The 14,044-nt window shown below is 66.7% G+C and carries 13 protein-coding genes; 3 read left to right on the top strand and 10 right to left on the bottom strand.

The genetic code is table 11. The annotated features are described in order from the left end of the window. Window positions 1-10: 10 nt before the first annotated feature. Entirely contained in the window at window positions 11-1,621 is a 1,611-nt protein-coding gene (locus AC1DVI_RS03245) for an NTP transferase domain-containing protein (RefSeq protein ID WP_476956731.1), read from the top strand. A gap of 3 nt (window positions 1,622-1,624) precedes the next feature. On the opposite strand, the gene AC1DVI_RS03240 is transcribed toward AC1DVI_RS03245, so the two are convergent. Next, a complete protein-coding gene (locus AC1DVI_RS03240) occupies window positions 1,625-2,338 on the bottom strand; it encodes a type 1 glutamine amidotransferase (protein ID WP_476956730.1) in 714 nt (237 codons plus the stop codon). Window positions 2,339-2,493: 155 nt separating this feature from the next. Between AC1DVI_RS03240 and AC1DVI_RS03235 the strand changes: the two genes are divergently transcribed. Continuing rightward, window positions 2,494-4,044 (top strand): bifunctional metallophosphatase/5'-nucleotidase, encoded by a 1,551-nt coding sequence (locus tag AC1DVI_RS03235; RefSeq protein ID WP_476956729.1) that lies wholly within the window; start codon window positions 2,494-2,496, stop codon window positions 4,042-4,044. 81 nt (window positions 4,045-4,125) lie between these two features. Here AC1DVI_RS03235 and AC1DVI_RS03230 read toward each other — a convergent pair whose 3' ends face one another. After that, entirely contained in the window at window positions 4,126-4,692 is a 567-nt protein-coding gene (locus tag AC1DVI_RS03230; RefSeq protein ID WP_237903608.1) for a phasin family protein, read from the bottom strand. A gap of 366 nt (window positions 4,693-5,058) precedes the next feature. Between AC1DVI_RS03230 and ald the strand changes: the two genes are divergently transcribed. Then, entirely contained in the window at window positions 5,059-6,177 is a 1,119-nt protein-coding gene (ald, locus tag AC1DVI_RS03225) for an alanine dehydrogenase (protein WP_476956728.1), read from the top strand. 51 nt (window positions 6,178-6,228) lie between these two features. On the opposite strand, the gene AC1DVI_RS03220 is transcribed toward ald, so the two are convergent. From AC1DVI_RS03220 to AC1DVI_RS03185, 8 genes are all read right to left on the bottom strand, one after another. Next, window positions 6,229-6,906: an L-2-amino-thiazoline-4-carboxylic acid hydrolase gene (locus tag AC1DVI_RS03220; protein ID WP_476956727.1), complete on the bottom strand. Its 678-nt coding sequence runs from the start codon at window positions 6,904-6,906 to the stop codon at window positions 6,229-6,231. A 39-nt stretch (window positions 6,907-6,945) separates the two neighbouring features. Continuing rightward, window positions 6,946-7,929, bottom strand: coding sequence for a branched-chain amino acid ABC transporter permease (locus AC1DVI_RS03215; RefSeq protein WP_476956726.1), 984 nt, complete (start codon window positions 7,927-7,929; stop codon window positions 6,946-6,948). A 3-nt stretch (window positions 7,930-7,932) separates the two neighbouring features. After that, entirely contained in the window at window positions 7,933-8,820 is an 888-nt protein-coding gene (locus tag AC1DVI_RS03210) for a branched-chain amino acid ABC transporter permease (RefSeq protein ID WP_149165824.1), read from the bottom strand. Between the two features lie 114 nt (window positions 8,821-8,934). Beyond that, window positions 8,935-10,149, bottom strand: coding sequence for an ABC transporter substrate-binding protein (locus AC1DVI_RS03205; protein ID WP_476956725.1), 1,215 nt, complete (start codon window positions 10,147-10,149; stop codon window positions 8,935-8,937). A 43-nt stretch (window positions 10,150-10,192) separates the two neighbouring features. Next, window positions 10,193-10,915 (bottom strand): ABC transporter ATP-binding protein, encoded by a 723-nt coding sequence (locus tag AC1DVI_RS03200; RefSeq protein ID WP_476956724.1) that lies wholly within the window; start codon window positions 10,913-10,915, stop codon window positions 10,193-10,195. Continuing rightward, window positions 10,908-11,663, bottom strand: coding sequence for an ABC transporter ATP-binding protein (locus AC1DVI_RS03195; RefSeq protein WP_035673736.1), 756 nt, complete (start codon window positions 11,661-11,663; stop codon window positions 10,908-10,910). The genes AC1DVI_RS03200 and AC1DVI_RS03195 overlap by 8 nt, the downstream gene beginning before the upstream one ends. Before the next feature lie 331 nt (window positions 11,664-11,994). Continuing rightward, window positions 11,995-12,468, bottom strand: a complete 474-nt coding sequence (locus AC1DVI_RS03190; protein WP_014240398.1) for a MarR family winged helix-turn-helix transcriptional regulator — start codon at window positions 12,466-12,468, stop codon at window positions 11,995-11,997. 409 nt (window positions 12,469-12,877) lie between these two features. After that, window positions 12,878-13,939: an enoyl-CoA hydratase/isomerase family protein gene (locus AC1DVI_RS03185; protein WP_476956723.1), complete on the bottom strand. Its 1,062-nt coding sequence runs from the start codon at window positions 13,937-13,939 to the stop codon at window positions 12,878-12,880. Window positions 13,940-14,044 lie beyond the last annotated feature (105 nt).

Here is a 14,044-nt window from a genome sequence, read left to right as displayed (position 1 = left end):
GTTCATCGCCATGTTTTTCGGCCCGCTGCCCCTGCGGGAGTTGGAGGGCGCCATCCTGGCGCATTCGGTCCGCCGCGGCTCCGTCAGCTTCAAGAAGGGCCGCGTCCTCAGCGCCGAGGACGTGACGGCGCTGCGCGACGCCGGCCTCACCACGGTGACCGTCGCCAAGCCCGGTCCTGACGACGTGGGCGAGGACGCCGCCGCCGCCCGCATCGCCGCCGCCCTGAAGGGGCAGGAGATCACCGTCGGCGCCGCCTTCACCGGCCGCGTCAACCTGTTCGCCGAATCGCGCGGCCTGTTCGTACCGGATGTCGAACGGATCAACGCGCTGAACCTCATCGACGAAAGCGTAACGGTCGCCACCCTGCCCGCCTTCGCGTCGGTCGAGCCCGGCCAGATGGTCGCCACGGTCAAGATCATCCCCTTCGCCGCCCCCCGCGGCGCGGTGGAGGGGGCGGAGGTCGAGGCGTCCGCCGGGATGCCGGCGCTGCGCGTCGCCCCCTTCAGACCGCTGACCGCCGCTCTGATCCAGACCCGCCTGCCCGGCGTGAAGGACAGCGTCCTCGACAAGACCGTAAGCGTGACGCGGCAGCGTCTGGAGGCGATGGGCGGGCGGCTGGTCCGCGATTCGCGCTGCTACCACGGCGAGGCGGCGCTCGCCGACGCCATCGCGGCGGCGGGGCGTGTCGATCTGCTGCTGATCGCCGGGGCCTCGGCCATCACCGACCGGCGCGACGTGTTGCCGGCGGGCATCGAGCGGGCGGGCGGCGTGATCGAGCATTTCGGGATGCCCGTCGATCCCGGCAACCTGCTGCTGATCGCCCACATCGGCGAAACGCCGGTGCTCGGCCTGCCCGGCTGCGCGCGGTCGCCCAAGCTGAACGGCTTCGATTGGGTGCTCCAGCGCATCGCCGCGGGCATTCCGGTGACGCGGGCCGACGTCATGCGCATGGGTGTGGGTGGCCTGCTGGCCGAGATCCCCAGCCGGCCCCTGCCCCGCGCCGGCGCCGTCGCGGTTGAGCCGCCGCGGGCGCCGCGCATCGCCGCGCTGGTTCTGGCCGCCGGGCGGTCGAGCCGGATGGGCGGCAGCAACAAGCTGCTCGCCGATGTCGGCGGGGAGCCGCTGGTCGTCCGCACGGTCGAATCGGTGCTGGCCTCGCAGTCCAAGCCGGTGGTGGTGGTGACCGGCCACATGGCGGAGGCGGTGTCCGCGCCGCTGGCCGGGCGTCCGCTGACCATCGTCCACAACCCGTCCTTCGCCGACGGGCTCAGCGCCTCGCTGCGCGCCGGGCTGGCCGCCCTGCCGGCGGATGTCGACGGTGTGGTGGTGTGCCTCGGCGACATGCCGCGCGTCACGCCACAGGCCATCGACCGGCTGATCGCCGCCTACAACCCGCTGGAAGGCCGGACCGTCTGCGTCCCGACCGTCCATGGCAAGCGCGGCAATCCCGTCCTGTGGGACCGCAGCTTCTTCGCGGAGATGGCGAAACTGAGTGGCGATGCCGGGGCCAAGGCCCTGCTGGCCACCCACGCCGATCAGGTGGTCGAGGTGCCGGTGGAGGACGGCGGCATCCTCTACGACGTGGACACGCCGGAACTGCTGGCGGAGCTTCGCCGGTAAAGGTCAGGCCGCCCGTTCGATCACCAGATCCAACCAGCGACGGGAGATCGTCCGGGCGACCGTCTCGGCGGCGGGCAGGTGCCGCTCCAGCGCGGCGTCCAGCCCGTCGAGGACGGCCCGGTTGCGCTCCCGCGAGTCGACTCCGAACTTCTCCGCCCAGCCGCGGACGATGGCGGCGTCGGCCTCCGGGTGGAACTGGAAGGCGTAGAGGTTGCGACCGAGCCGGAAGGCCTGACGCATGCAGGCGTCGCTCCAGGCCAGCGGAACGGCGCCCTCGGGAAACTCGAAGGTGTCGTAGTGCCACTGCACCATGTGCAGCTCCGGCGCCAGCCCGCCGAGCAGCGCATCGTCCGAAGCGGCGTTGAACAGCCGGACCGCGCCCACGCCGATCTCCGCCACCGAATGGCGGTAGACACGGGCGCCGAAGGCGCGGGCGGCCAACTGCGCGCCCAGGCAAATGCCCATCACCGGGCGCTCCTCCGCCGCGAAGGCGCGGATCAGCTCCATGACCTGCGGAAAGTGCGGCCCTTGCCCGTCGTTCCAGGCGTCCTGCGGTCCGCCGAGAACCAGCAGCCCGTGATAGCCTTCCGGTGTGGCGGGGAGCGCTTCCCCTTCGTCCGCGGCGATGGTGACCAGGGTCGCGCCGTGTTCGGCCAGCGCGTCTCCGACAAGTCCGGCAGGGGCGTTTCGGTTGTTCTGAACGACCAGGATGCGCATGGAGGGACCACGTCGGTGAAAGCGGATGCCCCGTTCATGAGCGGCGGAGGCGGCGAAATCAAGCGGTGCAAGGCGGCTATGCGCCGCGCCGCGGGACGGCGTACAGTGCCAGGACACGAAGGAAGCCTTTCAACTTCCCCAGGGAGACGAGATCGATGCTGACCCGGATTCGCACGCTGGCGGGGGCCGCCGCCCTTGCCGGCACCCTGCTTTTCCCCGCGTCCCTGCTTTTCCCGACATCGGCCGCCGCGCAGAACGGCACCGTAACCTTCCTGCACTTCAACGACATCTACGAGATTTCGCCGGTGAAGGGGCGCGGCGGCTTCGCCCCCTTGATGACGGTGCTGAAGGCGGAGCGGGAGCGCAGCGCCGGCGCGCTGACGACGGTCGGCGGCGATTTCCTGTCGCCCTCCCTGCTCTCCGGAACGACGCGGGGCGCGCAGATGCCCGCGCTGTTCAACGCCATGGGCGTGGACGTCGTCGGCTTCGGGAATCACGAGTTCGACTTCGGCACGGAGGTGCTGAAGGCCCGCATCGCCGAATCGACATTCCCCTGGGTCGGCACCAACATCGCCGGGCCGGACGGCCAGCCGTTTCCCGGTTCGGTCGCCACCTGGACGAAGACGGTCGGCGACGTCAAGGTGGGCTTCCTCGGCGTCCTGACCCCGGAGACCGCGCATCTGTCCAGCGGCGGGGCCGAGGCCACCTTCACCAACGTGCAGGCCGCCGCGGCCCTGGCGGTGAAGGCGCTGCGCGATGAGGGGGCGAACGTCGTCGTCGCGCTGACCCACCAGACCATCACGGAGGACCGTGATCTGGCCGTCAAGGTGAAAGGCATCGACCTCGTGCTGGGCGGCCACGACCACGACCCGATCAGCGTCTACGAGGGCTCGACCCTGATCCTGAAGGCCGGGGCGGACGGCCACTATCTCGGCGTCATCGATCTGGCCGTCAGCACCAAACCCACCGACACGAAAGCCACCGAAAAGGGGCCGGCGACCACCGTCGCTCCCGCCGGCTGGCGCTTCGTCAGCACCGCCGGGGTGGCCGCGGACGCGAAGGTCGGGGCGCTGGTCAAGCGCTACACCGACCAACTCGACGCCACGCTGGCCGGGGTGATCGGGCGGACGGAAACCGACCTGGACAGCCGCAAGGACGTCGTCCGCTCGCAGGAGACGACGATGGGCAACCTGATCGCAGACGCGCTGCGCGACGGGCTGAAGGCCGACATCGCCATCACCAACGGCGGCGGCATCCGCGCCGACACGCTGCATCCGGCGGGCAGTTCGCTGACCCGCAAGGACATCTTCGCGGAGATGCCCTTCGGCAACGTCGCCGTGCTGACGCTGCTGTCCGGCGCCGATATTCTGGCCGCGTTGGAGCATGGCGTGTCGAAGGTGGAGGACAAGGCCGGGCGCTTCCCCCAGGTGTCGGGCCTGACCTTCACCTATGACCCGAAGCTGCCGTCCGGCACCCGTGTGACCGGCGTGACGGTGGGCGGCCAGCCGCTCGACCCTGCCAGGACCTACCGCGTGGCGACCAACGACTACATGCTGAAGGGCGGCGACGGCTACGCCGCGCTGACCCGCGGCCGGACGGTGGTGGACGCTTCCGGCGCCGTGCTGATGGCGACGATGGTCATGGATTACGTGGAGGCGAAGAAGACGGTCGCCCCGAAAATCGAAGGCCGCATCGTCGCGAAGTGACTGGAGCGCGCGCGCAAAAAAGAACGCCCCTGGACCGGCTGGTCCGGGGGCGCAAGGCCAGGATGGATCGTTGGTGAAGCGTCAGGCGCTGCGGCGAACGTGGCGCGCGGCCCCTTCGGCCCGCGCGTTCAGCCGCCGCACCGCGTCGTTCGCGGTTTTCGCCGACAGCTCCGACACCTTGACGCTGCGGTTCAGCAGAAGTTCCATCTCGTCTTTGACCATGCTGCTCTGCGCGGCGTAGAGGTCCTGGACGGACCGGCTGCGCATCATCGCGTTGATGCCTTCCGCGTTGCGGGCCATGGCCTCCTGGGCGAAGCCCATCCATTCGCGCATGATGGACTGCATCCCGTCCATCAGCACGGACCCGCACTGCGTCATGACGTCCATGTTCTCGCGGGCTTGCTGGGCGACCTCGCCCTGGGCTTGTGCGGACAGGCCCATCATGCGGTTGAGTTGATCGGAGGTCTGGCCGGCGACCTGGCCGGCAACCTGGGTCGCCTTTCCCATCATGTCACTGGCCGTATCGGCGCCGCGCTGGGTCGTCTCCGCGGCGGTTTCCGCCATGCGGCGGGTGGTGTCCTCGGCAACATTCCGGCCTTTGGCGGCGGTGTCGCGCGCGATGGTCTGCGCGTCCTTCTCTGAAGCCATCTGCCTTGCTCCTGGTTTCGTTCCGTCCGAATCGGACGCTCCCCCCAATTTTTCTTGGGTGCCGCGATTTTTGTGCAGTGCGACACAAACATCCATATACCATGGTGGCGAATAATAGTTCCACAACTCTAAAAACTAACCTTACCTACTTTTTTGCGGATACAGAGAAGTCTCCGCCGGGATTTATTGGAGAGAGTTTCGTATCAAATTTCATGAAGTGTTTTAATTGATCCAAAAGAAAATCACCAAGCCGCGCCGTAAGAGAGATGCGGATGGCCGGCGCACACCCCAAATTCTGAGGTAAGACACCCTGAGCCGGCGCGCTGCCCGTCCTGGTCCGGCACCGGCCACCCGCGGAGGATGCCCATGCTCATCGGCGTGCCGACGGAAATCAAAAACCACGAATACCGCGTCGGGCTGACCCCGGCCTCGGTCCGTGAACTGACGCATCATGGGCACAGCGTGCTCGTGCAGGCGGGAGCCGGAGCCGCCATCGGGCTGGACGACGAGCACTATGAAGCCGTCGGGGCGAAAATCGTACCAGACGCCGCAACCGTCTTCGCCCGTGCGGACATGGTGGTGAAGGTGAAGGAGCCCCAGCCGCAGGAATGCGCGATGCTGCGCCGGGGTCAGATCCTGTTCACCTATCTGCACCTCGCCCCCGATCCGAAGCAGACCAAGCTGTTGCTGGATTCCGGAGCCGTCGCCATCGCCTACGAGACGGTGACCGATCCCCGCGGCGGCCTGCCGCTCCTGGCGCCGATGAGCGAGGTGGCGGGCCGCATGTCGGTGCAGGCCGGCGCCCATTGCCTGGAGAAGGCGCAGGGCGGGCGCGGCGTCCTGCTCGGCGGGGTGCCCGGGGTTCCGGCGGCCAAGGTGGTGGTGCTGGGCGGCGGCGTGGTCGGCACCAACGCCGCCCGCATGGCCATGGGGCTGGAGGCGAAGGTGGTCGTCATCGACAAATCCTTGCCCCGGCTGAAAGAGCTGGACCTGCAATTCGGCGCCAAGCTCCAAACGCTCTATTCGACCGTCGACACGATCGAGGAGCATGTGCTCGACGCAGACCTCGTCATCGGCGCGGTTCTCGTGCCGGGGGCGGAGGCGCCGAAGCTGGTCACCAGGGCGATGGTGGAGCGGATGCGGCGGGGCGCCGTGGTGGTGGACGTCGCCATCGATCAGGGCGGCTGCTTCGAAACGTCGCACCCCACCACCCACGCCGAGCCGACCTATCTGGTGGACGGGGTGGTCCATTACTGCGTCGCCAACATGCCGGGGGCGGTCGCGCGCACCTCGACCTTCGCGCTGAACAACGCCACCCTGCCCTTCACGCTGGCGCTGGCCGACCAGGGTTACCGCGCGGCGCTGGCTCGCGACCCGCATCTGCGGGCCGGCCTGAACATCCACGCCGGGGCGGTCACCTGCAAGGCGGTGGCCGATGCGCAAGGGCTGGATTACCAGCCGTCGGAAGAGGCGTTAGGGCTGTAAATTCTGTTCCCGGAGGGTGGCGACGCCATCGCCCCCTTCCGCAACCGGCGTTCAGGCCGACCGCAGCCGCGAGAATCGGAAATCGCAGTGGCTGGCCCCGCCGGCCAGGGTTTGCGTTCGTTCCAAGTGAATGCCGCGTGTCGCGTAAGCGTCGAAATCAAGGCCGCAGATGTTCGGCAAAAGGTCCTTGTCGCCATGACGGGCCGCGAATTTGCAGAAACCGCAGGCTTTGTAGTTGATGCCGAACGTGAAATCATCCCCCGGTCCCGGCTCGACGAAGTCGTAGACGAAATCCTCGGGAAACTGCTCCTGACGACTTTTCTCCGCCTGCTCGTGTAGAAACGCCTGATTCTCCGGTGACAGGAACTGTTCGCCCGCGGCGAGCCGTTCCGCTTCGGGCACGGTGAGCAGCTGGGCCTTGTAGGTTTCCCGCTCGATGTCGCCGATCACGAGCAGCGACACGCCGTGCCGCCGGAGCACCCGGCTGATGGCCATGAAACCAAGGAGACGCATGAAGAAATCGCTCATGCGACTGTCCGCGCCCCCGACATAGGGCATTTGCGTGAGCACGATGTCGAACTCGTCCATCACCTCCCGCTTGATCCCATCAATGCTGGATGGATGAACGTGCTCGCCCAACATCGCTTCGGCAAGATCGAGGCGATGGCGCATGGCGGCCTCCATCGCGCCGCGGTGATCCTCGTAAAATGGATGGACCGTCTCAGCCATTGGGTGCTCCAAAATGAATAACTGCAATCATCTCCTGGCTCATGGGCGTTTTCCGCCGAAGCGGGCAGCGATCTCTCCGACGATTCCGCGCCTGAATAGCAGCACACAGGCGACAAAGATCACGCCGATCACCACTGGCACCGGCAGGTTGCTCGCTGCCAGATAATTCTCCAGTGCCACCACCAGCGCCGCCCCGACCACTGGCCCGAACAGCGTTCCGATGCCGCCCAGCAGGGTCATCAGCACCACCGCGCCGGACATCTGCCACTGCACGTCGGTCAGAGTGGCGAGCTGGAAGACGATGGCCTTGGTGCCCCCGGCCAGACCGGCCAGCGCGGCGGACAGGACGAAGGCCATCAGTTTGTAATGGTCGGCGCGGTAGCCGAGCGACACGGCGCGCGGCTCGTTCTCGCGGATCGCCTTCAGGACCTGCCCGAAGGGCGAATGCACGGTGCGCCAGACCACCGCGAAGCCGAACAGGAACACCGACAGCACGGTGTAGTACATCGCCATCGGCTGGCTGAGGTCGATCACTCCGAACAGATGCCCGCGCGGCACCGCCTGGATGCCGTCCTCACCGCCGGTGAACTTGAGCTGCAAGGCCATGAAAAAGACCATCTGCGACAGGGCCAGCGTGATCATGGCGAAGTAGATGCCCTGCCGCCGGATCGCCAGCGCCCCGAAGGCCAGTCCGAGCGTCGCGGAGAAGGCCGTTCCCAGCAGGATGCCGAGTTCCGGCGGAAGCCCCCAGACCTTCACCGTGTGGGCGGTGATGTAGGCCGCTCCGCCGAAGAAGGCGGCGTGGCCGAAGCTCAAGAGGCCAGCGAAGCCGATCAGCAGGTTGAAGGCGCAGGCGAACAGCGCGAAGCACAGCACCTTCATCACGAAGACAGGGTACAGCACGTAGGGCGCGGCGATCAGGACCAGCAGCAGCACGGCCAGGGCCAGCAGACCCGGCATGGCCGGTCGTCCGGTGGCGGGAGCCGCGGTGTCGCGGCGGACGGCGTGGATCTCGGTCGCCATGGGTCACCTCTCCCGCCCGAACAGGCCGGCGGGCTTGATCAGCAGCACCACGGCCATGATGACGAAGACGACGATGTTGGACGCCTCCGGATAGAACACCTTCGTCAGGCCTTCCAACAGCCCGAGACCGTATCCGGTCAGCACCGCCCCCAGAATCGACCCCATGCCGCCGATGACCACCACGGCGAAGACGACGATGATGAGGTTGGAGCCCATCAGCGGCGACACCTGATAGATCGGCGCCGCCAGCACGCCGGCCAGCCCGGCCAGCGCCACGCCGAACCCGTAGGTCGCCGTGATCATCAGCGGCACATTGATGCCGAAGGCCTGGACCAGAACCGGGTTCTCGGTGGCGGCGCGCAGGTAGGCGCCGAGTTTCGTCCGCTCGATGGCGTACCAGGTGGCGAGACAGACGACCAGCGAGGCGACGACGACCCAGCCGCGGTAGTTGGGCAGGAACATGAAGCCCAGATTCTGCCCGCCGCGCAGCAGGTCGGGAATGGGATAGGGTTGGCCCGACACGCCGTAGAAGTGGCGGAAAATCCCCTCGACGATCAGCGCGAGGCCGAAGGTCAGCAGCAGGCCGTAGAGATGGTCGAGCTTATAGAGGCGGCTGAGCAGCGTCTTTTCCAAAAGCACGCCGAAGGCGCCGACCACCAGCGGCGCCAGCAGCAGCGCCCACCAGTAGCCGATCCCCGCCGTGGTCAGCAGCAGCCACGCCACGAAGGCCCCCAGCATGTAGAGCGCGCCGTGGGCGAAGTTGATGACGTTCAGCATGCCGAAGATGACCGCCAGCCCGAGGCTGAGCAGCGCGTAGAAGGACCCGTTGATCAGCCCCAGCAGAAGCTGCCCGAACAGCGCCTGGGGCGGGATGCCGAAGATGGTGGACATGTGTGGTTCGCCTCCGGCCGTTCTCCGACCGTTTTGCGCGGCGTGTGATCGCCCCGGCCCCCGGCCCCCGGCCCCGCGCGATGGCGGGAAACCGGGCGCCGGGGCGGGCGGGGATCAGCCTGGCAGCTTGCAGCCGCTTTCCGCCAGGGTGGCGAAGGCTTCGTCGCCGGGGATGGTGCGGATGATCTCGTAATAATCCCACGGCCCCTTGGACTCGCTGGGCTTCTTCACGCGGGCCAGATACATGTCGTGGACCATGCGCCCGTTCGGCAGGATCTTGCCGTTCTTGGCGAACATGTCGTTGACCGGCATCTCCTTCATCTTGGCGGCGACGGTCGGCCCGTCGTCGGTCCCCGCCGCCTCGATGGCCTTCAGGTAATGCTTCACCGAGGAGTAGCTGCCGGCCTGCACCATGGTCGGCATCTTGCCGGTCTTCGCCTTGTACTTCTCCGACCAGGCGCGCTTCTCGTCGTCCATGTCCCAGTAGAAGCCGGTGGTCAGGACGAGGTCCTGCGCGACCTGGAGCCCCAGCGCGTGCACGTCCGACAGGAAGATCAGCAGCCCGGCCAGCTTCTGCTGCCCGCTCTGCGTCAGGCCGAACTCCGACGCCTGCTTGATCGAGGTGATGGTGTCGCCGCCGGCGTTGGCGAGGCCGATGACCTGCGCGCCCGACGACTGCGCCTGCAGCAGGAAGGAGGAGAAGTCCGCCGTGTTCAGCGGCGCGCGCACGGCGCCGACGACCGTGCCGCCGGCCTTCTTGACCTGCGCCGCCGTGTCGGTTTCGAGCTGGTGGCCGAAGGCGTAGTCGGCGGTCAGGAAGAACCAGCTCTTGCCGCCCTCCTTCACGATGGCCTGCCCGGTGCCGACGGCCAGCGCGCGGGTGTCATAGGCCCAGTGGAAGCCGGTGGGCGAGCAGGCGTCGCCGGTCAGGCGCGAGGTCGCCGGACCCTGCATCAGAAAGATCTTCTTCTTCTCGCGCGTCACCTCCTGCACCGCCAGAGCGACGCCGGAGTTCGGCACATCGACGATGACGTCCACCCCGTCGCGGTCGATCCATTCGCGGGAGAGGTTGGAACCGATGTCGGGCTTGTTCTGATGGTCGGCCGCGACGACCTCGATGGGCTTGCCCAGAATCTTGCCGCCCACCTCCTCGACCGCCATGCGGACGGCGATCGCTGAGCCTTCGCCGCCAAGATCGGCGTAGAGGCCGGAGCGGTCGTTGAGGACGCCGATCTTCACGACGTCGCCCGAAACCTTGCCCTGCTGGGCCTGCGCGGAACCGACGGCCATTGCGGCGAGCGCCGCTCCGGCAAGCAGACGTGCAATCATTCCATTCCTCCCGGTTCGAATTCGAACGTTTCTGCTTGTTGATTCAGACACCCAGATACGTGTGCAGCTTCTCCATGTTCGCGGCGAGCTGGTTGTTCGGGATCATGTCCACCACGTGACCTTCCTCCATCATGTAATGGCGGTCGGCGATGGTGGCGGCGAAGCGGAAGTTCTGCTCCACCAGCAGGACGGTGAAGCCACGCTGCTTCAATTTACGGACGGCCACCCCGATCTGTTCGATGATCACCGGCGCCAGCCCCTCCGTCGGTTCGTCGAGAAGGATCATCGTGGCGCCGGTGCGCAGGATGCGCGCGATGGCCAGCATCTGCTGCTCCCCGCCCGACAGGCGGGTGCCCTGGGTCGAGCCCCGGCCCTGAAGGTTGGGGAACAGCTCGTAAATCTGCTGGACCGTCATGCCGCCATCCTTCACGACCGGCGGAAGCGTCAAGTTCTCATCGACGTTGAGCGAGGCGAAGATGCCGCGCTCCTCCGGCACATAGCCGATGCCGAGGCGTGGGATCCTGTGCGGCGCCATGCCGATCAATTCCTGCCCCTGGAAACGGATGGCGCCGGTGCGCTTGCCGACGATGCCCATGATGGAACGCATGGTGGTCGTCTTGCCGGCGCCGTTGCGGCCCAGCAGGGTCACCACCTCGCCCTGTCGGACCTCCAGGTTCACCCCGTGCAGGACATGGCTTTCGCCGTAGAAGGCCTGGAGATCGGAGACCTCCAGCATCGCGGTCTTCACCGCAGCGCCGTCAGGCATGACCGCTCCCCATATAGGCTTCCCGGACCTTCGGGTGGCGCGACACCTCGGCGTAGGGGCCTTCGGCCAGGACCTCGCCGCGGGCCAGCACGGTGATCCAGTCCGACAGGTTGGAAACCACGGACAGGTTGTGCTCCACCATCAGGATCGTGCGGTTGGCCGAGACCCGCTTGATCAGCGCCGCGATGCGGTCGATGTCCTCGTGCCCCATGCCGGCCATCGGCTCGTCCAGCAGGAGCATCTCCGGTTCCAGGGCCAGCGTCGTGGCGATCTCCAGCGCCCGCTTGCGGCCATAGGGAAGCTCCGCCGCCGGCCGGTGGGCATAGCCGGCCAGCCCGACATCCTCCAGCAGTTCCATCGCCCGCCCGTTCAGGCGGTCGAGCACCGATTCCGATTTCCAGAAGTGGAAGGAGTTGCCGAGCGGCCGTTGCAGCCCGACGCGCACATTCTCCAGAACCGACAGATGCGGGAACACCGCCGAAATCTGGAAGGAGCGGATGATGCCGAGGCGCGCCACGTCCGCCGGCTTCACCGCGGTGATGTCGCGCCCGTTGAACAGGATGTTCCCATTGCTGGGTTGAAGAAACTTGGTGAGCAGATTGAAAACGGTCGTTTTTCCGGCCCCGTTGGGACCGATCAACGCATGGATGGACCCCCGTTTCACCCGCAGACTGACGTCGCGGACGGCGACGAAGCCCCGGAATTCCTTGGTCAGTCCGCGCGTCTCCAGAATGACGTCACTTGCCATATCCTCCCCATTCCCTGTTTTCAGCAGCCTTCCGCGAGACCGCCCGTTGTTTGGTTCAGGTTATCAGCAATCTGTCACACGTACAGCTTACGGAAAGAACTTAATCCCGTCCATCCGGAAGCATCGAAGACGTGACAAAGCATGGCCGGATGGCGGAACCGTCGGCAAAAGGGGGCCGTAGGAGGCCGAAACGCGGACATGAAAAAAGCGGCCACGCAGGGCCGCACACCGACTCGCGGCACGCCGCCGGACCCGAGGCCGGAGGCGTGCCTTTCTCTTTCGACGCAGGAGCCGGAAACCGCGGTACCGATACGACTCAGGCGGTCGCGGATCAGGCCGCCGAGGTCAGCGGAAAGCCGCTGTAGTCGAGCGATGCGGACCAGAAGCGTTCGAGCTTGCGCAGGGTCTCGTTCGCCTTGACCAGCTCCTCGTCGCTGAAGCCGGCCTTCTCCAGCGCCGTCAGGTGGCGCTCGAACATGCGGCTGATCTTCTCGCGGAGATCGAGGCCCTTCTCCGACAGGCGGACGCGCACCGACCGGCGGTCGTGCGGCGAACGCTCCTGCCCGAGATAGCCGTTCTCGACCATCTTCTTCACGTTGTAGGACACGTTGGAGCCGAGATAATAGCCGCGCGCCGTCAGTTCGCCGACGGTCATCTCGTCTTCGCCGATGTTGTACAGGATCAGGCTCTGGACGTTGTTGATGTCCTGGATACCGAGCCGGTCAAGCTCGGTCTTCAGCACCTCGAGAAAGTGGCGGTGAAGCCGTTCGATCAAGAGGATGCTTTCATAATAGGGTTTGCGCACCGCGGTCTCCTTTGGCTCGTACCGGACATGGGCCGACCTGTGGCCTTTCCGGGGTCCTTAAGGGGAGATTAACCGATCATTGTCCGGCAATCACCTCAATAATGCCCCAAAAGCACAGCCCGGGTTGTAGAACAGCCTGGCTCTGCGGAATACCCCCGTCCTGCCGTGCCAAGCCCCGTCGCGTGCCAAGATGTGCCTGGAATCCAGGCACCCTGGCGGCGTTCCCGCCCGGCGAACCGGGCGGCAAGCCGACCCGTCTCATCCGACCCCTGACAACAATGGTCAGGCCACAACAACGGTCAGGTTTGAGACAAGTCCCGCAAGGATTTCCCCGATACTAACGCAGAAACGCGCGGAATGTGCCCGTATCCGTGCACGTTCAGAGTGCAATAAAGGGGAGCGGGCCTCTTCATTCGGTAAAGTGCAAATCCCCGCCAACGGGCTCGGCGAAGTAACCGGCCACCTCTTCAGCCGTCACTTCGGCCAAAGAGGCTGGCGACCAGCGCGGATTCCGGTCCTTGTCGACCAGCGCCGCGCGGATACCTTCGTAGAAATCATGGTGGGCGAGGAAGGCGAGGCTGAGGCGAAGCTCCTGGATCATGCAGCCGTCGAAGTCCAGCTTGGCGCCGCGGCGCAGCGCCTCCAGCGTCACCTTCAGGCTGGTCGGCGACACCCGGTTCAGCGTGGCGAGCTGGCCGGCGGCCCACTCCGTGCCTTCGGCCTCCAGGGCGGCGACGATGGCCTCCACCTCGTTGTGGGCGTAGCAGCGGTCGATGGCCTCGCGGTTGGCGGCGACCGGGGGTTCGCCGGCCTCCTCGCGGTGGCGCGCGACCGTCTCGTCGGCCGGCACGCCGTCGGCCAGCTCGGCGATCAGGGACTCCAGCTTGGCGCTGGGGACGAAGGCGTCGGCGGCGCCGACCTCGATCATGTCCGCCGCCTTCAGACGGTCACCGGTCAGGCCCAGCCAGACGCCGACCTGTCCGGGCAGGCGCGGCAGGAAGTAGGTGCCGCCGACGTCCGGATAGAGCCCGATGCCCGTCTCCGGCATGGCGAACATCGTCCGCTCGGTCACGATTCGGTGCGATCCATGCACTGACAGGCCGACGCCGCCGCCCATGCTGATGCCGTCGATCAGCGCCACATAGGGCTTCGGGCAATTATGGATCAGGCGGTTGAGGATATACTCCTCACTGAAGAAGGCGCGGATGGACGCGCCGTCGTCCTGCCCCGCCTTGGCGGCCTTGCCCGTCTCGTACAGGTTCACCACGTCGCCGCCGGCGCAGAAGGCCTTCTCCCCGGCGCCCTGCACGACGATGGCCTTGACCTCGGGATCGGCGATCCAGGCGCGCAACCGCGGATCGAACAGGCGGATCATGCCCAGCGTCAGGGCGTTCAGCGCCTTCGGGCGGTTCAGCGTCACCAGCCCGATGGAGCCGCGGCGTTCGAACAGGATCTCAGCGGGTTCGCTCATGGTTCCGGTCGTTTCCATTTGTTCGTTTGTGGGGCGAATTTATCGGTTTCGGGCGATGATACGGGCGGCGGGCGGCGTGTCAAACCGCGGTTTCGCAGCGCAGCG

Source organism: Azospirillum sp. P4_B5 (assembly GCF_056402275.1).
This window is presented reverse-complemented; position numbering and strand designations above follow the sequence as displayed.